Source organism: Rosenbergiella metrosideri (assembly GCF_022602565.1).
Lineage (GTDB): Bacteria > Pseudomonadota > Gammaproteobacteria > Enterobacterales > Enterobacteriaceae > Rosenbergiella > Rosenbergiella metrosideri.
On sequence record NZ_JALBCV010000006.1, the window covers coordinates 15,540 to 34,336 of the forward strand.

The 18,797-nt window shown below is 50.1% G+C and carries 24 protein-coding genes; all 24 read right to left on the bottom strand.

Annotated elements, in window-relative coordinates; translation table 11 throughout:
• Positions 1 to 22: 22 nt before the first annotated feature.
• The 24 genes from MKR94_RS07615 to MKR94_RS07730 all read right to left on the bottom strand — a co-directional run bounded on the left by MKR94_RS07615 (position 23) and on the right by MKR94_RS07730 (position 18,700).
• Entirely contained in the window at positions 23 to 646 is a 624-nt protein-coding gene (locus tag MKR94_RS07615) for a LysE family translocator (protein WP_241646504.1), read from the bottom strand.
• Between the two features lie 66 nt (positions 647 to 712).
• Complete coding sequence (gene udp, locus MKR94_RS07620; protein WP_099823106.1) at positions 713 to 1,474, bottom strand: uridine phosphorylase; 762 nt, start codon at positions 1,472 to 1,474, stop codon at positions 713 to 715.
• Positions 1,475 to 1,581: 107 nt separating this feature from the next.
• A complete protein-coding gene (locus MKR94_RS07625) occupies positions 1,582 to 2,301 on the bottom strand; it encodes a C40 family peptidase (RefSeq protein ID WP_241646385.1) in 720 nt (239 codons plus the stop codon).
• A gap of 37 nt (positions 2,302 to 2,338) precedes the next feature.
• Positions 2,339 to 3,226, bottom strand: coding sequence for a flagellar motor protein MotB (locus MKR94_RS07630; protein ID WP_241646386.1), 888 nt, complete (start codon positions 3,224 to 3,226; stop codon positions 2,339 to 2,341).
• Complete coding sequence (gene motA / locus MKR94_RS07635) at positions 3,223 to 4,092, bottom strand: flagellar motor stator protein MotA (protein ID WP_214217875.1); 870 nt, start codon at positions 4,090 to 4,092, stop codon at positions 3,223 to 3,225. Before motA ends, MKR94_RS07630 begins: the two co-directional genes overlap by 4 nt.
• Complete coding sequence (locus MKR94_RS07640; RefSeq protein WP_241646387.1) at positions 4,086 to 4,805, bottom strand: FliA/WhiG family RNA polymerase sigma factor; 720 nt, start codon at positions 4,803 to 4,805, stop codon at positions 4,086 to 4,088. Before MKR94_RS07640 ends, motA begins: the two co-directional genes overlap by 7 nt.
• Before the next feature lie 9 nt (positions 4,806 to 4,814).
• Positions 4,815 to 5,273, bottom strand: a complete 459-nt coding sequence (locus MKR94_RS07645) for a flagellar basal body-associated FliL family protein (protein WP_241646388.1) — start codon at positions 5,271 to 5,273, stop codon at positions 4,815 to 4,817.
• Between the two features lie 9 nt (positions 5,274 to 5,282).
• Positions 5,283 to 6,341 (bottom strand): flagellar hook-length control protein FliK, encoded by a 1,059-nt coding sequence (locus MKR94_RS07650; RefSeq protein ID WP_241646389.1) that lies wholly within the window; start codon positions 6,339 to 6,341, stop codon positions 5,283 to 5,285.
• 4 nt (positions 6,342 to 6,345) lie between these two features.
• Positions 6,346 to 6,636: a hypothetical protein gene (locus tag MKR94_RS07655; protein ID WP_241646390.1), complete on the bottom strand. Its 291-nt coding sequence runs from the start codon at positions 6,634 to 6,636 to the stop codon at positions 6,346 to 6,348.
• A 1-nt stretch (position 6,637) separates the two neighbouring features.
• The gene (fliS, locus tag MKR94_RS07660; protein ID WP_241646391.1) at positions 6,638 to 7,024 is read right to left on the bottom strand and encodes a flagellar export chaperone FliS; all 387 of its coding nucleotides are present in this window, start codon (positions 7,022 to 7,024) and stop codon (positions 6,638 to 6,640) included.
• Positions 7,025 to 7,035: 11 nt separating this feature from the next.
• Positions 7,036 to 8,310: a flagellar filament capping protein FliD gene (gene fliD / locus MKR94_RS07665; RefSeq protein WP_241646392.1), complete on the bottom strand. Its 1,275-nt coding sequence runs from the start codon at positions 8,308 to 8,310 to the stop codon at positions 7,036 to 7,038.
• A gap of 189 nt (positions 8,311 to 8,499) precedes the next feature.
• Positions 8,500 to 9,408, bottom strand: coding sequence for a flagellin N-terminal helical domain-containing protein (locus MKR94_RS07670; protein ID WP_241646393.1), 909 nt, complete (start codon positions 9,406 to 9,408; stop codon positions 8,500 to 8,502).
• A 92-nt stretch (positions 9,409 to 9,500) separates the two neighbouring features.
• Entirely contained in the window at positions 9,501 to 10,523 is a 1,023-nt protein-coding gene (locus tag MKR94_RS07675; RefSeq protein WP_241646394.1) for a hypothetical protein, read from the bottom strand.
• A gap of 2 nt (positions 10,524 to 10,525) precedes the next feature.
• The gene (locus MKR94_RS07680) at positions 10,526 to 11,425 is read right to left on the bottom strand and encodes a hypothetical protein (RefSeq protein ID WP_241646395.1); all 900 of its coding nucleotides are present in this window, start codon (positions 11,423 to 11,425) and stop codon (positions 10,526 to 10,528) included.
• A 14-nt stretch (positions 11,426 to 11,439) separates the two neighbouring features.
• The gene (gene flgK / locus MKR94_RS07685; protein ID WP_241646396.1) at positions 11,440 to 12,771 is read right to left on the bottom strand and encodes a flagellar hook-associated protein FlgK; all 1,332 of its coding nucleotides are present in this window, start codon (positions 12,769 to 12,771) and stop codon (positions 11,440 to 11,442) included.
• Complete coding sequence (locus MKR94_RS07690; protein ID WP_241607451.1) at positions 12,771 to 13,142, bottom strand: rod-binding protein; 372 nt, start codon at positions 13,140 to 13,142, stop codon at positions 12,771 to 12,773. The genes flgK and MKR94_RS07690 overlap by 1 nt, the downstream gene beginning before the upstream one ends.
• On the bottom strand, positions 13,139 to 14,239 hold the full coding sequence (locus MKR94_RS07695; protein ID WP_422047514.1) for a flagellar basal body P-ring protein FlgI: 1,101 nt from the start codon (positions 14,237 to 14,239) through the stop codon (positions 13,139 to 13,141). The genes MKR94_RS07690 and MKR94_RS07695 overlap by 4 nt, the downstream gene beginning before the upstream one ends.
• Before the next feature lie 10 nt (positions 14,240 to 14,249).
• Positions 14,250 to 14,918 carry a flagellar basal body L-ring protein FlgH gene (gene flgH, locus MKR94_RS07700; RefSeq protein ID WP_241646397.1) on the bottom strand — a complete coding sequence of 223 codons (669 nt, stop codon included), beginning with the start codon at positions 14,916 to 14,918 and terminating at the stop codon, positions 14,250 to 14,252.
• An 8-nt stretch (positions 14,919 to 14,926) separates the two neighbouring features.
• Complete coding sequence (gene flgG / locus MKR94_RS07705) at positions 14,927 to 15,712, bottom strand: flagellar basal-body rod protein FlgG (protein ID WP_241646398.1); 786 nt, start codon at positions 15,710 to 15,712, stop codon at positions 14,927 to 14,929.
• Between the two features lie 13 nt (positions 15,713 to 15,725).
• Positions 15,726 to 16,457, bottom strand: a complete 732-nt coding sequence (gene flgF / locus MKR94_RS07710; RefSeq protein WP_241646399.1) for a flagellar basal-body rod protein FlgF — start codon at positions 16,455 to 16,457, stop codon at positions 15,726 to 15,728.
• Positions 16,457 to 17,227, bottom strand: coding sequence for a flagellar hook basal-body protein (locus tag MKR94_RS07715; RefSeq protein ID WP_241646400.1), 771 nt, complete (start codon positions 17,225 to 17,227; stop codon positions 16,457 to 16,459). The genes flgF and MKR94_RS07715 overlap by 1 nt, the downstream gene beginning before the upstream one ends.
• Before the next feature lie 28 nt (positions 17,228 to 17,255).
• The gene (locus tag MKR94_RS07720; protein WP_241646401.1) at positions 17,256 to 17,915 is read right to left on the bottom strand and encodes a flagellar hook capping FlgD N-terminal domain-containing protein; all 660 of its coding nucleotides are present in this window, start codon (positions 17,913 to 17,915) and stop codon (positions 17,256 to 17,258) included.
• On the bottom strand, positions 17,915 to 18,334 hold the full coding sequence (flgC, locus tag MKR94_RS07725; protein WP_241646506.1) for a flagellar basal body rod protein FlgC: 420 nt from the start codon (positions 18,332 to 18,334) through the stop codon (positions 17,915 to 17,917). Before flgC ends, MKR94_RS07720 begins: the two co-directional genes overlap by 1 nt.
• A 15-nt stretch (positions 18,335 to 18,349) precedes the next feature.
• Entirely contained in the window at positions 18,350 to 18,700 is a 351-nt protein-coding gene (locus MKR94_RS07730) for a flagellar basal body protein (protein WP_048911222.1), read from the bottom strand.
• Positions 18,701 to 18,797: the final 97 nt, after the last annotated feature.

Consider the following 18,797-nt stretch of genomic DNA (forward strand, 5'->3'; position numbering starts at 1 on the left):
ACCCTCTTAATATTTTAATGTATTAGCGCGAACTGAACGCGAGTTTTGCAGCAAACAATATAAATACGCCTGCCGTAACACGATTCATCCACTGAATGATTTTCGGCTGCTGTAAATACCCTGACGCTTTGGCAGCAATATTGATTAGTACCGTTGACCATAAGGTCCCGATCGCGACATGAATAGAGACCAGCAAGAAGGTCCATATCACGGGTGATTGCCCTACCGGGATAAATTGCGGCAGGAAGCTGACGTAAAAAATACCAATTTTAGGGTTTAATACATTCCCCAAACAGCCACGCAAAAACCAATTTGTCGTTTTAAGTTGATGGCTCGCCGGGGTGATCGTCAAGGGTTGGGGGCGGGCAAGAATAAGCTGTATCGCTAACCAGAATAGGTAAGCGGCGCCGATCCATTTTAAACAGTCGTAGGCAACTTGCGAGGCAGTAAGCAGAGCACCCAGCCCTAGCGCCACAATGGTCCCCCAAATATAGCATCCCGCATTAATCCCTAATGCCGCTTTAAAGCCGTTTTTGCGGCCTTCGGCGATAGAGGTTCTGAGTATAAGGGCTGTGTCGAGTCCAGGGGTCAAGGTTAGCAGTATTGCTGCAAGGCTAAACGTTAACAGTGTCGCTATCATTACAATCCACCTCATGGGTTAATTGAGCTAATAGCAACACTATACGTTTTCTACCTAATAAAGCGAGAGCGTTTATAGCAAGCGACGCGCCGCCTCGACGACAATACGTACGGCCATACTTTCCGTATTTTGCATCGTGCTTTCGTCTGGGATCTCTTGCTGTGTCCGGTTGACAATTACGCCTGCGATCATGCCTGCCCGTAGGCCTTGGCTTGCACACTGAGTAAATAGTGTCGCGGATTCCATTTCATAGTTAAGCACCCCCATCAGTTGCCATTCTTGTAGACTCCCTTGAAAAGCACTGACCACTCGACCGGAATAGGTATCGTAGCGCTCTTGGCCGGAGTAGAAGGTATCGGAAGAGGCCGTAATACCAATATGGGTCGAGGCCCCCAAAGCTTTTGCCGCGTCGACTAAAGCGGTGGTACAGCTAAAGTCGGCCACCGCCGGGAATTCTATTGGGGCAAAATGACGGCTTGCGCCGTCAAGTCGGACCGCCCCGGTGGTGACTAATACATCACCCACTTGAATATCCGGTTGTATCGCGCCAGTTGTACCAATACGTAAAAAAGTACGGATGCCCAATTGTGCTAACTCTTCCACCGCAATAGAGGTAGAAGGCCCGCCAATCCCGGTCGAGCAGACGATCACCGCCTGTCCGTCGATTTCTGCCCGCCAAGAGGTGAACTCGCGATGCGAAGCCAGCGGCTGTGGATTGTCCATTAATTCGGCAATTTTCCTGACTCTTTCAGGCGCCCCAGGAACAATGGCTAGTGTCGCGCCCTGTAAATCGGCTTTTGTTAAACCAAGATGAAAAACTTCTGCTTTCGACATACGACCCTCACTTGTGCTGGATATTAATGGCGTTAATTTTATGACACCCTAGCGGAAGGCCAACTAGTGTGACTAGAAAAATCGATAACGTTCTCAAAATTAGTTATTCACTGACTCGCGTTGTCGCCTAACTGGTCACGGAGTGTCCATTCCGTTAAGACACGGCGAGCCCCAGCAAAGTGCTGTTGCCAGAATGGTGCATCAAGCTGACTTATCCGAATCGCTAAGCCGGTGCGTGGCGCTTCAATAAATTGGTGGTTACCTAAATAAACGCCTACGTGGTCGGGAGCGGTTTGTCGATGAATCGTAAAAAACAGTAGATCCCCTCGGCGTAATTGTCCTGGGGCAACGGCGCGCATCCGTCTATCGCTAAATAGCGTACTGGCCGTTCGAGGAAGCGGCCAGTTAACATAGTTTCGGAACGCAAACCAGACCAGCCCACTACAATCAAATCCTTGATTAGGGGTTTGCCCTCCCCAACGATAAGGAAGCCCTATCTGGGCCTGCAAGGTATCGATCACCTTTTCAAGCGTGGCTAATAATTTCGGCGATCCGGTTTCTCGTAGTAACTCATCGGGGGATAATAGTGCCCACCCCAAGCCACTTTCCCCTGGGATAATGCCTCGATTTAACAGCCAAAGTGAGTGCTGCCGACGCCGTTTTTTATCTTCTTCCGCGTCAGGCGCAATCGCGGTGGTATGCATTGCCTGATGATGCGTTACCAGCCGCCACAAGCGCAGCCGATTCCTTTCGCGCTGTTGTTTGTCGGCGCTATGCTGAGGGATACTCGGGGGCATCTCGGCATAAGCCTGGGGGATGACAAGCATTATTATTACAATTAATAAATAACGCACTGCCTACTCACTACTCGTGCGCTGACGATGTCGGAATGGCGTGCGTAGCAGGTATAGCAAAGGAGTTCTCCCAAGCAGATAGCCCCGCCGCAGAGAGAATAATAAATTCTATACGGCGGTTTATCGCATTGGTCGGCTGCTGCGGATCCAGCAGTTTCTGATCGGCCACCCCCGATATCTGGATGATCTTATCGCTTTCAATCCCGGCGCGTAATAGCACCTGCCGTGCAGACTGCGCACGGTTAACGGATAAACTCCAATTATCGTAAAATGGATTTTGCTGATAAGGGGTCGCATCTGTATGGCCGATAATCATTAGATGAGATCCGCTCTGCTTCAATGCTGGCACGAGGCTTGCCAACAGCTGTTGGAAATAGGTCGTCACTTTAGCACTGCCGCGCTCAAACATCATACGGTGCTGGTCATCATTCACCACGACTCGTATACCTTGGGCGAGGCGTTCAATTCGCATATTACTCTGTGCTTGCTTACCTATCATCAGGCTTTGCAGTGCTTGCTGTAAGTGTTGTTGGTCTGCATCCACTTGCTTAGCCGGATCGGTTACCGTACTGGCTACAGGTTGCGGTGAGACACTGGCGTTACCCTCCGCGCTAGGCGTCACTTCTGGCGCATTGGCGGACGCCGGATCGTGAGCAGAAAACGAAATCGGGCTGAAAGAGTGGCTATCGAAGATCGACTGATTATTTAAGGTATACATAATGGCTTTTCGATCTTTCTCTGAGACCTGACCCATAATCCACATCACCATGAACAGAGACATTAACGCTAGCATAAAGTCAGCAAAAGCAACTTTCCATGCCCCGCCATGCCCGCCTGTATGGGCACGGCGTGCACTGCGTTTAATGATCGTCGTGTGACCTTTCTGACGCCCACTCATGCCGCTTGTGCATCCTGACGTGTATCGACCCAGCCTTCCAGCTGCGTGAAAGACGGTTTACTCTCTACAGGTAACATTTTACGCCCCGCATCCACAGCGAGTAGCGGTGGCTTACCCGCCACTTGATTGACCATGATGGTGCGTAAACATTCGAAAGAGGTCATCTTCTTCTTCACCAATTGTTCCATCGCATTGGCTAAGGGATCGATCAGGCAATAGCAGATAAATACGCCGAGGAAGGTACCAATCAAGGCTGCCGCTACTTTTACGCCAATCACAGCAATCGATCCATCAATCGATTGCATTGTGATAACGATACCGAGTACTGCGGCACAGATCCCAAAGCCGGGCATTGCTTCGCCCATTCGTTGTAAGGATCGCGAGGCTTGCAACAGGTTCTCTTCGACCGAGTTAAGCTCTTGCTCTAATAACCCCTCTAGCTCATGTTCATTAATCTTTCCCATCGCCATCATGCGAAAGTTATCCGCAATAAAAGTACAGAGTTCGGGGTCGCTGGCAATAAGGGGATAACGTTGAAACAGCTCGCTATCAGAAGGGTTTTCGATATGGTTATCTAGGCTTCTTAATCCACCATTTTGCACGCTGTCCAGTAGCTCATACATCAGCATCAAGAGTTGTTGCGAATACACCTCGTTGTAGCGGCTCTTACGCATGACCTCTTTGAGTTGTGCGAGGATCTGTTTAAGTACTGAGCCAGAATTGGCAAGCACTAAGGTGCCGATTCCACAGCCCATGATGATCACAATCTCTCCCGGCTGCCAAAAGGCGACGAGGCGACCACCAGAGTGGAGGTATCCCCAAATTAAACAGATAAATACAATAAGTATTCCGCCTATCTTTAACATACTGACTCACTTTGCTTTATATGGGCGACCAATTTATCATTTAATCGCTTGTTTAATTGACAGACACGCGCTTCACTGATTTCCAATACCAAGGCGATCTCTTTAAAATTCATTTCATGATGGTAATAAAGCGTCAGGATTAACTGTTCCCGTGGGTCCAATACCGCTATCGCCTGCGAGAGTTGTTGCTGTCTGGCATAAAAACGTTCAGGGTTATCACGATGCGTACCGAACTGCGCATCGCCCTCCCCCTCCATCACCGCATCGAGGCTTTCTACGCTGGCTAAATATTCGCTTTGAAGATAGTCATGATAGGTTTCTGCATCCAAGGCTAACGCCTGTTGCAGATCGGCAAAATCTGGTTCTCGCCCCAGCTTTTGGGTTATTTGCCGAATTTGATGCGAAAGTTGATGGGTTTTCTGCCTCAACGTTCTGGGCCGCCAGTCGGCCTGACGTAACTCATCAAGAATTGCGCCACGGATCCGGTATTTGGCATAGCCTGGAAATTCCGCATCGGGAATGCCATATCGCCGTAGGGCGGTTAATAGCCCCACTAAGGCAATTTGCTGCAAATCGTGGCTATCGACGACTGTATTGGCGTGATAACTCAGCTGCCGTAAAATTTTATTTACTAATGGCAGATACTGCTGAATATAATCAGCCTCCTGCTGTGCCGTAAGTGCATCAGTTTGCAAATAGCCATTGATTGACATGCTGTCCACTTACTGGAAAACCATCTTACTGATCATGATGTCGTCAAAGGGAAGCGCCTGAAAGCCAAGGTGCGCCGCTTCGTCTTGATAGCGCTTAAGTAATTGATCGTGCAACGACAAAAGCTTACGCGATCGCACCTCTTCGAAAGGCTGATTATTTAACAACGTAACCGTCGCGCTTCTTACTGCCGGTTCAAAGGCCTGAGATTGCGTTGATTGCTCTTCCCCTCGAACCACCAAGACAACATCAAGTAACAGGTAACGTGGGCGGTTCTCTTCCGCCTGTAACGTGATCACTAAGTCTTTTATTTCGATAAAACTGGCTTGAGGGGGCTTACTCTTAAACCAACTGCCCATCCCCTGTGACGCTTTATTTTCCGTTTTATGATCAGCGATTATCCACCATCCCCCTACTCCCATCACGGCAAGCAGGAGAACGATTACGACAATGATCAGGGATTTCTTCATGGTGGACTCTTATAGCGTAATTAAAATGGAGTGGTCGGTCGCCGACGCCTGAGTATCGGTAACGCTAAGGTGATTAGCGGAAATGACCTCGGAATGCTGTGGCTGCGGAGCCTGACGCCGTTGTTGATGTCCCTGCGACGAAACATCGACGGCGACTTGGCCACCTTGGCTCAGGGTTAAGCTCTCTTTCAGGTCATTCACCGTTTGTTGTAACAGTTGCTGGGTTTCAGGTACCTCTGCGTGGATATGCAGTTGTAACGCGCTGGCATTCATATGCAGCGTAATCGTCATCGCCCCGAGTTCAGCTGGGTGCAATTGCAGCTCGACACTCTGCTGTTGTTGAGAAATCTGCCAGGTGATATGACCACTGAGCGCGGTGACTAATGGCTGCGCATACCCCGTTTGATCGAGGTTCAACGTCAGCGGTAAAGTTAACGCGTCCTGTCCGGAGGTTTTCAGCGAAGGATTGTGCGCGGTGTACGCCGTACCCGAAGACGATACAGCCGTTGAGGCCTCGGCTGGCGTATGCTCAACGACCATAGGGGATGGCATACCGTCTGCGCTGAGTAATGGCTGTGAGATATGATCACTTTGGCCCGTTACCGAATGTTCAGCCGGTTGCGGGAAAAAGTAGAGGGCCGGTACAGCGGTTTCATCTAGCGCTTCTGACGTAAGGGCAGCCTCACTCGTGGTTGGATTATCCCTTGTCACCGACTCGTCATTCATTCGACGTTTCACTGTATTCAAGGAAAGGCCCAACACTGGCAAGCTGGCTAGCGGTTGCGTCTCTGTGTCCGCCGCTAAGCGGTCGGTGCTTTGCCTTGGGCCGATGGCCTCACAGTAAGCAAATTGCGCCTGTAAACTGTCCAACAGCGGTTGCGTTTTTTCGACACTCAGGCCACTTTCCGTAACCGGATCAGCCGCATCACGAGGAAGCGAATCTGCCACTGCTGTGGAGAGTAAAAAGGATCCCGCTGACGACTCAGCTTGTCCCGACCCCTCGGAGATCGAGACTACCGGAGCCGAAGACGATATCAAGGTTGCAGAGGCTAACGGAGTTATGTTCATGCAGCTATCCCGAGAAACTCTCGGGATCCCCGAAACAGGCGTATGCAGCCATTGCTTCGCGGTCATCCAGCGTTTTTTGAATTTTCTGCCATAAGGTATCGGCGTGACGTTGGCATTCGGCCAAGCCAATACGATAGAAATGCTGGAGTTGCTGGCGTTGCCGATCCGTCACGCCCTCAGCCTGTAAGCTAGAGGCGAGCCGTTGGTTCGCACAGGACAAGGCATCCCAGTCTTGTATGCGGATAGCCTCGTTTATCGCGAGAACTAACTGTTTCAAGCGCTGATCATCCAACATGTTATACCGCCATCTCGCGCCAACCGGCCTCGATCTCCGCCAATAACGCCTCTACCTCAGTAATTTTTTCAATCGAGAGTTGATGGCTAGCCTCATAGAGGCAACGGACAGCGTAGTCGTACAGGCTGGCCAACGACTTAGCTAATTCGCCCCCCTGTTCAAGATTCAGCGCGCTACTCAGCGCATTGAGAATATCGATGCAACGATTAATACTGTGCGCTTTCTGTTCATAGCGTTTCGCGTGAATATGGCTTTTTGCTCTGACTAACTCATCCATCAGTCCGCTAAACATGATTAGCACGAGCTGATGAGGGGTTGCCGTGGCGACTTGACGCTCCAAATCGGCAGAAAGGTAGTCATAACCATCAAGGGTGTCATTACTGTACATAGTCTGTCTCGTTAACCTAATAAGCTGCTCAGGGTATTGTTCATATCCTGCATCGCGCTCTTTAATTTGGTGAACTGCGTTAAGTAGCGGTTATAGGCATCGTTATAGCGAGTGGTAATTTTCGTTTGCCGATCGGTGACCTCACTCTGCTGCCGATCAAGCACCTCTTGGCGACTTTGTAAGACACCATGACTGGTACTGAGATAGTTATTCATCGATTTATCAATAGTCGAGAGCAGCCCTTGGCTATTAAAAAATTGATTGATCGATTGCGGATTTTTACCCAGTTGTGTTTTCAGCGTATCGCTGTTTAACGTCAACTTGCCGTCTTTATCAGAGGTCACGCCAAAGCGGGTCATATCGAAGCCATTGGCCGTTCCGCGGATCACGCTATTTAACTCAGTATTCAGTGAGGAGACTAAGCCATCGTTACCACCGGTCGCCGAGCCTTGAGTATCTAATACTGTACGTAGACTGTTATAAGCATCGACGAAGCTCTGCAGATTTTTTTGCGTTGTGCTGGTGTCCGTGCCTACGGTAATGGTTAAAGGAGTATCCGTTGCGGTAACCGCTTGTAGATTGATCGTGACACCTTCAATCAGCGAGTCCAATTTGTTAGAACTACTACTCAATGCAAGTGAGCCAATACTGACTTTTGCATCCTTCGCCGCAGAGATCGCTACACCTTGGTTAAGCGCCGCCGCCGTTTGGCTATCCAACTGGTCGGTGGTTAAGGTTAGCGCATTGGCGACACCACTTTCGTCGCTACTCAGCATCAGTTGGACCTTGCCGTCGGTTTTAATTAATGAGGCAGTCACACCCGGGTTATCGGTTGCTTGATTGACGGCATCGGCAAAATCAGCCAACGAGGTTAACTTCCCCATATCAATTGAGATACTTTTATCTTGAATCGCGAGCGTCAAGGATCCACTCCCCTGTTTGACCATCTCGTCGGTTAAGCCGGTATACGCCGTCTGTTGGGCAGAGGCTAGCTGGCTAACGGTCAGTGAGTAGGTCCCGCGATTGGCTTGCGAGGTGGTCGTGACTGTCGCCACGGTTGATTGGCTTAAGGTCGCCGTATTCGCCAACATCCCTTGCGTGGTACTGTTCAAGCTAGCCATACTGCTGCGAAAAGTGGTGAGTGCCGTTTTTAATTTGCTGAGATTATTACTCTGCGTGGTCAGTGACGTTTGCTGCTTAGTGACGGCACTTTGCGACGCTTGAGTATCGTAACCGGCCATTTGCGTCGCGAGGGTTTGCGGATCAAGGGAACTGATATCGGTCATGGTGGTTATACCCGCTTGAAAATCTAATCAACACGCCGTGGCATCGGCTTCACAAGACCATGTTAAGCAAATATCATGCCAACTAGCCAAGCGCCGCACCATGGCTGTTAAGAAACGACAAAGCGGAAGACGATCTTCCGCTTTATTGGCGAGAGGAAAGCCGAGGGTCACTCCCTCTCACTAAAAGTCTTAACCTAAAATACTCATCACTAAGCTCGACATGCTGTTGGACTGCTTAAGCATAGAGGTGCTGGTTTGTGCCAGCATTTGGCTACGAGTCATTTTTGATGCTTCCGATGCAAAGTCGGCATCTTGGATATTACCCAGAGCTTGATCGGTATTGTCTTTCATATTGGTTAAGTTAGCGGAGGCATGGCTAAGGCCATTGATTGAAGCCCCGAACGAAGAACGCAGGCTAGAGACATTATCTAATGCGGTATTTAGAGTATCGATAAGAGCGTTGGCATTAGTTGTACCACTGGTTGTGGAAGTCGTACCATCATCTGCCTTCGTTGTTGTGTCAGAAACTGTCGCCCCAGACAGTGAACTAATGCTTCCCAAAACACTGTTCAATTGACTCGAAACGTCCACTTTAGTGGTTTCACCGCTTTCCGAGCCAGTTTGGAACGTCATCTCTGCGCCCATCTTGGCTGTAGTTGTTTTCCCATCTTTCGTTGTATCGCTAAATAACTTATTACCCGCATAAGAGGTATTGCTCATGATGCTGTTAAGCTCTGTTTTCAGGCTATCCATCTCAGTATCGATCGCTTTACGGCTATCCGCAGTATTGGTATCAGTGGCGCCTTGGGTCGCCAGATCTTTCATGCGATACATGATATTACTGACTTCATCCATCGCCCCTTCCCCAGTCTGCAACATGGTGGACGCATCGGCAATATTACGCTGAGCGACAGCCATACCATTGGTTTGACCTTGCAGACGGGTCGCGACTTGCAGTCCCGCCGCATCATCAGACGCTTTGTTAATACGTTTACCGGTACCTAAATTCTCCATCGCGCTCGACAGGGTCGAGTTCGCTTTTTGTAGTGCATTGCTGGCAGACATCGCGGATGAGTTAGTAAAAAGTGTAATAGCCATCTGACGGCTCCTTCAAAAGTGGACGATAAGTAGTAACAAAAGTTAATAACGACTGGCGTCTCACAAAAATAAAGGGCTAGGCTAAATATTTTCTACTCACCAACAATTAATTGATACACCACAGCGGTCGGTAGATTTGCTTGGCATTGTAAGGCTTGGTTTAAACCTCGAAATCCCCCTTGGCATGCCGAGAGCTGCTGACGAATAAGCTTTGCCATGCGTAAGGCTTGCTGGCCCTCTACCGGGAGGTCGCGTTGTGCAAGCTGTTGATCGACTTGTTGGCGTTGCCGCAGTAATTTTTGCCTTTCCTGCTGTAAGTGTCGAACCGCTTGCTCAGCGTTTAGTCCAGCCGCGGTGGTGTCATTGGTGAGTAGCTGGTGTAGCTGCTGTTCGAAACAGGGGATGGGTTGTGGGCGTAAGACCGTCAAACTGTCGGCCGCGAAACAGTTGCCACCCCCTCGAACGGTCCAAGTTGCCATGGATAACCACTGGCTTTCAGGCAGCGTAAATAATAAACGCTGGGTCGGCAGATCGTAATAACACCAGATCCTAAACTGACCTAACGCACGATTCAGCGCGAAAAGTCGTTGTCCTAACGACATTTCTGCCGTGATTACCAGTGATGCCCAGCGCCGGAATGTCCCTTCGCCCAAGGCAAAAGTGATGATTTCTCGTTGCTCAATCACCAATAAAGGGTCTAACGCCTCGCACTGAAAAATGATCTGTGCTGGACGGTCTAGGCAGGCGGTAAAATTGCGGTCTACCGTCCCACCGGATAACTGTACGCGGCGTTCAACCCATTGACGAGCGCGGTGCAGCTGTCGCTGTCGCTTATCTCGACTCATCGTCTGTGCCAAGCCTCTCAGCGACAGCTCTGCTTCGTTTAAATAGTCGCTGGCGCGCTGTACCGCGGTTATTTGTAGATTTAACTGCGTATTGAAGCGCTGAGGATCACGACTGATCAGCAATTCGTCCGGAAACCGTAGCCCCTGTCGTGATGAAGCAACCCGCTCAAGTACCTCGTGGGTCGTCGGGACAGCGGAAGGTTGGGAGCGCGTCGCCCCTTCACTACTCAGGGGGCGATTGAAGGTTCCAGAAGAGAGTGGTGATAACATGGTTAAATCACGTCAAAGAGAGAAAACTGATTCATGAGACCATACGCCTTACTGCTGTATTCGACCGTCTTCATCCAAGATTGTAATTGCAGCGTCGTTTCAGCAGTGTCCGTGCTTTGCAGATGGTTTAGGACTTCACTGTTCGCTGCGCTCAGATCGGTATACATATCCGAGAGCTGTGTAAGCTGATTTTGCCTGCTACCGATCGATGCTCTGGCACTGCTGACCTTATCCGACGCATCACTGCTCTGTTGAATCAAGGCTGAAAGCGTCGAGCTATCAGGTAAGGACTGGCTCGACGACTGTGTCAGTTTACCGATCTGATTCAACAAGCTCAGCGGGTCGCTCCCCGCAGCAAACAACGAACTCACCGCTGTACCGGCACTCATCCGTTGTTGTTGCCCCACCTGCACGCTTTGCGTTTCATCGTTACCCTGCCATTGGTACTCGCCTTCCACCTTGACCACTGGGGGTTGGGTATTATTGGTACCAGCAAAAATATAGTGTCCCTGGGCATCTTGGCTATTAAGTAGATTGACGATCCCTTCACTCAAACTGGAGAGTTGAGCCATATAACCCGCCGTCTGCGTCGTCGATTGTGTCGCACTATTCATACTGCGCAGCTGATCTTGTAAAGAGAGCACCTGATCACTCATGCTACTGAGTAGTGTATCTTGACGGGTCAAGGCATCGTTTGCCGAGGTAATATTCTGCTGGTACTGCGTGGTTAACGCCTGTTGTTGTGTTACCGCCGCCGTACGCGCGGCATTGAGCGGATCCTCCGAGGGCAGCGTCTGCTTTTGCTGCGTGGCCAACTGATCCTGTAACCTCTGTATCTGAGTATTACTCGCTTCTAAGGTGGCCAACATTCTTTGTGGCTGACTGAGACTGCTGATACGCATAATAATCGCCTCCGCTAGCTAAATAGTGTTAAGAGTTCGCTAAATAGCTGGTTGCCTACTGACATAACCTTCATATTGGCTTGGTAGGATTGTAGGTAGGTTTGCAGGTTCACGGCTTCTTCATCTTCATTCACCGCGCTTAAATTGTCCCGTTGCTGCTGCCACTGCTGGTTGACGGCAGTGGCCACCGCGAGTTGATTACTGCTCTGGCTATTTGCCAAGGCTAAGTGGCTGGTGATCGCCGTGGCCTGATCAGTAACACCGCTTGCCGTTTGCAGCCCGCTTAACGTTGTAAGATTACCGCCGTTTGCGGGCGTTGTTTTATCAAGCGATAGTCCCAACTGTGCGGGAGTTAAGTCGGTGGTCGCAAGTCGAGCCACCCCTGCGCTATCTGTTGAGACAGTGAACAACGCCTTACCTTGATCACCTTGTAAGTCATAGCCGCTAGCCAAGGTGTTATTAACCTGCTCACTCACCGAGTGCATCAAGTCCGTCACCTGCGTTTGTAACGGTGAAAGCACCTGCTGTTGATAGTCATACAAGGCCCCCAGCTGTCCACCCATGGCCGTGGATAAGGTTGATGACGTTTGTCCCATACGGCTCTGTAATTGCGCGTTCCCTTGCGTATCCGTGCTGGAAGAGATCACCGCCGCCTGGTTTCCCGCAACCAATGTCGCCCCTTGAGTGGTTAAGGTATAGCTGCCGGTTTCGCTTTTCTCGACCGATATCGCAATCAATCCACTCAGTGTCTTAACCTGTTGGTCACGCTGGTCCTGTAAACTATTACTCTCGGCGCCATCCCCTAAACGTGCAATCTGCTGGTTAAGGTCCGCAATTTGCGAAGAGAGTTGGTTAACTTGCTGAAGCGTAGACTGCTGTTGTTGGCCAATACTGGTCTGCTGATCAGCAAGATTTTGGCTGGTTTGCGATAAGCCATTAGCTAAACTGGTCGCGCTACTGATCAGCTGCTGCCGATACGCCGTAGAGTCAGGCTGACTAGTTAATGCGCTGACTGAGTTAAAAAAGCTGGTCAATAGCGTTGAGGGCTGTGTGGTGCTGGAGGAGATAACCTTTTCTAATGAGGTTCCCCAACTGTTCAATGACTGGTAATACTCTACCGCACTCTGGGTATGCCATAAGGCTTGATTGAGTGTTTGATCCGTAATACGGCTAGCATCGCTTGTCTTTACCCCGTTGCCAAGGTTGCCCACCACCGATGCGGTTTGCGTGATCGCTTGGCGGGAATAGCCTGCCGTTTGCTGATTAGCAATATTTCCCGCGCTGACAGAGAGCTGGTTCTGGGCGGCTTGTGCACCTTGGGCGGCAATAGTAAAAAGGTTCATCATCAGCGTTGGTCCCTAAATTTCTGTTCTACCGAGTCAGAACGACCGCTCGTGTCGATTTCTGAAGGGGTTATCTTAGGAGAAAGCTGTTTGACGATCATTTCAGCTAAGCCAGTAGAGTGGGTCGCCGCAAGATTGGCACTCAATTGATCATCATAAAAGTCACGCCATAAAGCCTGCTGCTTACTATCCACTGGCGAGTCTTTAACCAGTGCATCCGTTGCATGACGCATCTCTTTAATCATCTGTCTAAGAAATTGATTTTCGAACTGCTCAGCCGCTTGCGATAAGCTGTGTGGCTTTTGCTGGGTACCGATATCGCCAGGTACCAGTGCTTCACCTAGGCCAAGTGATCCCGTTAATGAAATTGTCATATCACCACCAATTCCGCCTCTAACGCACCGGCTTCATGCAAAGCTTGCATAATCGACATAATGTCGTCAGGCGTTGCACCCAGACCATTTAAGGCATTGACAATACTGCGTAGCGTGGTCGCGTTCGGGATCACCACACTATGACCATTGCCTTGGTTAACCCTGAGTTCACTTTGCGGCGTAACTGCCGTGCGACCGTTACTCAATGGTCCCGGTTGGCTAACGGCGTTTGACTCGCGAATGGTCACCGTTAAGCTGCCATGGGAGACCGCCGCAGCGTGGACCACCACATTTTCGCCAATGACGACCGTACCGGTACGCGAATTAAACACGACACGTGGCGACATTTTGCCTGGCGTCACCTCAATATCTTCCAATGCAGACATAAAGGCGACTCGACTACCAGGACTAAGCGGGGCTTTGACGGCGATACGCGTTGCGCTTTCAGCTGTCGCGGTGCCGTAACCAAAGTTTTGATTCAGCGCACTAGCGATATTGTTGGCGGTCTTAAACTCGGGACGATGGAGGTTAAGATAGACCTGATCATTGCTCTGAAAGTCCGTCGCGATCTCCCGCTCGACGGTCGCCCCATTGGGGATCAACCCAGCGGTCGGCGTGTTAATGGTGATGCTTGAGCCGCTATTACCTTGAGCTTGCATCCCGCCGACCACCACACTTCCTTGGGCCAGCGCGTAGATTTCGCCATCTGCTCCCCGTAATTGCGCTAAGAGTAGCGTGCCACCGCGTAAGCTTTTCGCATCGCCGATCGATGAGACGGTCACATCGATCGATTGACCTCGACTGTAACCGGGCGGTAACACCGCACTGACAGCCACTGCCGCGACATTCTTTACCTTAGGATCAATTTTGGCGGGTAACTGTACCCCAAACTGACGCAGCATATTCGTCACAGATTGGTTGGTAAAACGGACTTGGTTTTTATCCCCCGTTCCATCCAGCCCCACCACTAAACTGTAACCAATAAGCTGGTTGCCGCGGATACCTTCCACATCGACCAGATCGCCCAGACGCGCAGCGAAGACGTAGGTGGGAAAGAGTAACGATAGCCAGAACCAGCGTGGAAGTCGATAACGCACTGAAAGCCCCTTACATTGGGAAAAGTGGATGATTAAAGAAGCGCGTAAGCCACCCGGCGCTGTTTGCATCGCTTAATGCCCCACGTCCGGCATAGGAGATACGTGCATTGGCAATACGTTGCGAATTCACAGAGTTATCACGGTCGATATCATCTGCACGGACTAAGCCGGTGATGCGGATATATTCGTCCCCTTGATTGAGGGTCAACCACTTCTCACCGCGTATCACCAACACACCGTTAGCTAGTACCCGGTATACGGCCACCGAAATAAAGCCCTTCAAGCTATTTTGTTGTTGTGAGCTACCATTACCATTGAAAGTTCGATCGCCATCCACTGAGGCTGAAAGACTGTTTACCGAGTGACCGAATACATTCGGGATGCCGAAAGTTGTATCATTTTTCTTATCAAAACCGGTCTTGGCCTGCTTACTGGCTTGTGTCGCTTCATCCAACCTCACCGTCAGAATATCGCCAACGCGATAGGCGCGTCTGTCTTGCGTCAATGACCAATTGAATCCTGTGGAAAATACCCCTCCACCGTGAGTGGTGGGCGTCGGCGCCAAAATTTCATCCGGTGGCGCGTAGGCTTCATCGTCTTTTTTAACTAAATAGGGCGAGCTTTCGCATCCTGAGAGCAAAAAAACCATGGCGATCATCACGAGCAACGGGTAGCGCATTGTCTTTCCTATAGCGTTTGAGTCACAAACTTCAGCATATCGTCCGCTGCAGAGACCATTTTGGCGTTCATCTCGTAGGCACGCTGTACCGTGATCATATCCACCATCTCTTCCACCACTTGTACGTTGGACCCCTCCAGCGCGCCTTGCTCCAACTGCCCCAAGCCATCTTCGCCGGGCGTTCCTTCCGTCGGTTCGCCGCTGGCCGCCGTTTGCTGATAGAGGTTATCGCCTTGCGCCGCTAGCCCGGCGGGATTCATAAAATTAACCAGCGTCAGCTGCCCTAACTCTTCGGGGTCGGTTTGACCGGCAACCGTTGCGCGCACCGTACCATCTTTTCCAATCTGGATATCCGTAGTATTGGCCGGAATATCGATTTGCGGTTGCAGGGGTAATCCTTGTGCTGTAGTGAGTACACCATCTTGATTACGCTGGAAATTTCCCGCACGGGTATAACCGATATCGCCATTGGCGAGTTGCACTTGAAAAAAACCCTCGCCGGTAATGGCGACATCTAATTTTTGTTCGGTATTTTGGATATTCCCGACACTGAACTCTTTTTGAGTGCCTACAATTTTCACCCCTGTCCCGTATTGTGTACCGATGGGGGTATTATCTTGCTGATCGAGTGGACTACCCGGAGCGCGTTGGTTTTGATAGAACAGATCCGCGAATAAGGTACGATCTTTTTTAAACGCCGTAGTATTTACGTTGGCTAAGTTATTGGAAATAGAGGTCAGACGCGCATCTTGAGCACTGAGACCGGTTTTACTTATCCATAATGCTGGATTCATTCTTTACGCTCGCTTAACTATTTCTCAGTAGCTGATTCCCCGCTGACGCTAAATCGTCGGCGGTCTTCATCATTTTGATCTGTGCTTCGAATTGACGGTTGATCGCCATACTCGCCAGCATTTCACCGATTGCCGAGACATTCGAGCCTTCGAGATGCCCTGATGCCAGGCTTATGGTTTCATCCACAGGATTCATACGATTACTGCTCACTAGCAGACCTTGTGCATTTTTCGAAAGACTCGTTGCAGCAGGGCTGGCTAATTTGATCCGATCAACCTCGATTGGCGTGGTATTACCACTCTCTTGCGGCACGATAGAAATGATTCCATCTGCACCGATGCTAACCGAAGAAAAAGGGGGTAAGACGATCGGACCATTGTCACCGGCTACCGGATAGCCATGTGCAAACATTTGCCCTTGTTGGTCAACCATTAGCTGGCCATCTCGCGTATAGGCTTCTCCCGTCGGAGTAACTAACGTGAGATAACCGTGCCCTTGAATGGCCACATCGAGATTACGCCCTGTTGACTGGATTGCTCCCGTCGACAAATCCACCCCAGAAGGCTGCTCTGCACTCAATATACGCGTTTCGTTCTCTCGCTGTGACAACGCTTGCTGCTGTGCCAAGGCATAATCTGCGCGAAATCCTTCCGTGTTGACGTTGGCCAAGTTATTCGCATGGATTTGCTGCTGCTGCTGCGCCACATTCGCCCCGCTGAGCGCGGTATAGAGTAATCTATCCATTAGATGGCTTGGAACAGGGCAGTAAACATGCTGCTGTCGGTACTAATCACTTTGGTATTGGCTTGGTAATTACGCTGCGCACTCATCAAGTTCACCAGTTCACTGGTTATATCAACGTTCGAGGATTCGAGAGAGCCGTTATGTAAGCTACCCAGTACGCCCGTTTGAGCCACCCCAAATTGTGCCGCGCCTGAGCCTTCGGTAGCACGCCATAAGGTACCGTCCTCAGGCTCCAACTGATCCATATTGGCAAAGCTGGCAAGCGCGACTTGACCTACCGTGGCCGTCTCACCGTTACTATAGGTCGCCTGAACATTCCCTTTTTCATCGAGATTAACGTCACTTAAGGAGCCATCATTACGTGTTGAAGGAATCATTATGGACGAGACGGCACCCGTAGTTGTTCCCGCTGGATAGCCTTGATATTTCAGTCCGGCGTTATTAACTAAGTACCCGTCTTTATCGACTTGTACATACCCGGCGCGGCTAAATTTTTGGCTACCATCGGTATCTTGTAAGGCAAAAAAGCCTTTGCCACTGATGGCTAAATCCAAGCTACTGGAACCATTGATCACCGATCCGTTGGTATTTAAGCTTTGCTGAACGCCTTGATCCAGTACACCATCCCCTTTGCCGTTGACGTATAATGCCGAAAAATTTTCGCGACCAGACTTATAGCCAACCGTGTCGGCATTGGCGATGTTGTTTGAGATGGTATCTAGCTGGGCACTGACCGCATTCAGCCCACGAATCGCAATATTAAAACTCATCTTTAGTGTCCTTAAACGGAATCGAAGGCTATGCCATCGTAAATTGGGTGATAGTGCTGTAATCAACGTCGCCAATCCCCTGCAAACTCAAGACTGGATCACTGCCAGACAGCGGAAAACGTACCGCTTTCACCGTCCCTAATAGTTCGGTAGAGAGATTATTTTGATTATTATCTGTCGTAACACTCAGGCTATAAGTGCCCGCCGGAAGCCCGATTGCGTTCGGATCGACAGTAAAACTCATATCACCCGCTGAGGCTGCGCCGAGGGAAAGGGGGTAGCTATTACCGGCCGAATCTTTCAGCGTTAAGGTGACCTGTGATGCGGCATGAGCCAGTGTTAGCCGACCTGTGACCGCGGTGGTACCATCCGTCGATAACTGGTCTGTCGCCACCATCACTTTTTGTCCAGTCAACGCGCCGATGCTCTGTTTTTGTAACGAGCTGACTTGCCGAGAAGTGCTGGTCATTAAACTTGAGATGCTATCCATGGACTGTACTTGGCTTAATTGTGCCAATTGGCTGACATACTCTTTGCCGTCCGTGGGATTAGTCGGGTCTTGGTTTTTTATCTGCGCCACCAGAAGCTGTAAAAACATATCGCTAATTTGACTGTTACCGCTGGTCGAGGTGGTCGTGCCACTGGTGCTGGCGGTGGTCGTTGTCGTTGCGCTATTACTGATATTCATTAGGTCACCTCGCCGAGGCGTAATAAGCTCTGCTGCATACTTTTAACGTTGGTCAGCACATCAACATTAGTCTCGAAGCTACGGCTAGCTGACATCATATCCGCCATCTGATCGACCGTATTGATTGCCGGATAATAGACATAGCCTTGCTCATCCGCTAAAGGATGATTCGGTTCGAAGCGGGCGACAGCACCAGGTTGCTGGCGGATTGCCGTGACAGCAACACTTTCCCCTGCACTCACCTCTGATGAGGCTTGGCTCATCACCGCGCTAAAAACAGGAACGCGCGCCTGATAGACACTGTCTGCCGACGAGGCTGGCGTATCAGCGTTCGCCAAATTACTGGCAACAGTATTTAAGCGAATCATTTGTGCATTCATTGCCGAACCGGCAATTTGATAAATCGCATTAAATCCCATCATCACTCCTCTTCATCAGCTTTTCCCTTCGATGGCCTTTTGTAGGCTCGCTAACTGCATCGAAAGGAACGATAAACTTACCTGAAAACTCTGGCTATTACTGGCAAAGGCCGCTTGCTCGGTATGTAACTCGACCGTGTTGCCGTCCGCCCCGATTTGCTGAGGGACGCGGTACAACACCTGCGCCGGTTGAGAGGTCATCTCTGTACGCTGTCGTTGCATTTCAGCCGAAAAATCAATATCTTTGGCTTGATAATTTGGCGTATCCGTATTCGCTAAATTGCTGCTTAAAATTTCAGACCGTTGTAATCGTAAGTCGATGGCCTGCACGCTATTGCCTAACGCACGGCTGAAAGATATGCTCATTAAAAGAAGCCCTATTCTTAATCCCTAATACCGTTAAGCAATTTCTATGCCAATAAATAAAATATTTTTTTTGGCTTATATTTCAATGGATTAAATC

What these genes read in the sequence shown, in the direction of transcription:
- MKR94_RS07650 (WP_241646389.1), bottom strand. Translation starts at nt 6,341, where the DNA reads ATGAACATAACTCCGTTAGCCTCTGCAACCTTGATATCGTCTTCGGCT.
- fliS (WP_241646391.1), bottom strand. Translation starts at nt 7,024, where the DNA reads ATGTACAGTAATGACACCCTTGATGGTTATGACTACCTTTCTGCCGAT.
- flgF (WP_241646399.1), bottom strand. Translation starts at nt 16,457, where the DNA reads ATGGATAGATTACTCTATACCGCGCTCAGCGGGGCGAATGTGGCGCAG.
- udp (WP_099823106.1), bottom strand. Translation starts at nt 1,474, where the DNA reads ATGTCGAAAGCAGAAGTTTTTCATCTTGGTTTAACAAAAGCCGATTTA.
- MKR94_RS07675 (WP_241646394.1), bottom strand. Translation starts at nt 10,523, where the DNA reads ATGTTATCACCACTCTCTTCTGGAACCTTCAATCGCCCCCTGAGTAGT.
- MKR94_RS07625 (WP_241646385.1), bottom strand. Translation starts at nt 2,301, where the DNA reads ATGCTTGTCATCCCCCAGGCTTATGCCGAGATGCCCCCGAGTATCCCT.
- flgK (WP_241646396.1), bottom strand. Translation starts at nt 12,771, where the DNA reads ATGATGAACCTTTTTACTATTGCCGCCCAAGGTGCACAAGCCGCCCAG.
- MKR94_RS07630 (WP_241646386.1), bottom strand. Translation starts at nt 3,226, where the DNA reads ATGAGTGGGCGTCAGAAAGGTCACACGACGATCATTAAACGCAGTGCA.
- MKR94_RS07715 (WP_241646400.1), bottom strand. Translation starts at nt 17,227, where the DNA reads ATGAGTTTTAATATTGCGATTCGTGGGCTGAATGCGGTCAGTGCCCAG.
- flgH (WP_241646397.1), bottom strand. Translation starts at nt 14,918, where the DNA reads ATGCGCTACCCGTTGCTCGTGATGATCGCCATGGTTTTTTTGCTCTCA.
- MKR94_RS07655 (WP_241646390.1), bottom strand. Translation starts at nt 6,636, where the DNA reads ATGTTGGATGATCAGCGCTTGAAACAGTTAGTTCTCGCGATAAACGAG.
- flgC (WP_241646506.1), bottom strand. Translation starts at nt 18,334, where the DNA reads ATGGGATTTAATGCGATTTATCAAATTGCCGGTTCGGCAATGAATGCA.
- MKR94_RS07670 (WP_241646393.1), bottom strand. Translation starts at nt 9,408, where the DNA reads ATGGCTATTACACTTTTTACTAACTCATCCGCGATGTCTGCCAGCAAT.
- flgG (WP_241646398.1), bottom strand. Translation starts at nt 15,712, where the DNA reads ATGAATCCAGCATTATGGATAAGTAAAACCGGTCTCAGTGCTCAAGAT.
- fliD (WP_241646392.1), bottom strand. Translation starts at nt 8,310, where the DNA reads ATGACCGATATCAGTTCCCTTGATCCGCAAACCCTCGCGACGCAAATG.
- MKR94_RS07680 (WP_241646395.1), bottom strand. Translation starts at nt 11,425, where the DNA reads ATGCGTATCAGCAGTCTCAGTCAGCCACAAAGAATGTTGGCCACCTTA.
- MKR94_RS07640 (WP_241646387.1), bottom strand. Translation starts at nt 4,805, where the DNA reads ATGTCAATCAATGGCTATTTGCAAACTGATGCACTTACGGCACAGCAG.
- motA (WP_214217875.1), bottom strand. Translation starts at nt 4,092, where the DNA reads ATGTTAAAGATAGGCGGAATACTTATTGTATTTATCTGTTTAATTTGG.
- MKR94_RS07690 (WP_241607451.1), bottom strand. Translation starts at nt 13,142, where the DNA reads ATGACAATTTCATTAACGGGATCACTTGGCCTAGGTGAAGCACTGGTA.
- MKR94_RS07645 (WP_241646388.1), bottom strand. Translation starts at nt 5,273, where the DNA reads ATGAAGAAATCCCTGATCATTGTCGTAATCGTTCTCCTGCTTGCCGTG.
- MKR94_RS07720 (WP_241646401.1), bottom strand. Translation starts at nt 17,915, where the DNA reads ATGAATATCAGTAATAGCGCAACGACAACGACCACCGCCAGCACCAGT.
- MKR94_RS07730 (WP_048911222.1), bottom strand. Translation starts at nt 18,700, where the DNA reads ATGAGCATATCTTTCAGCCGTGCGTTAGGCAATAGCGTGCAGGCCATC.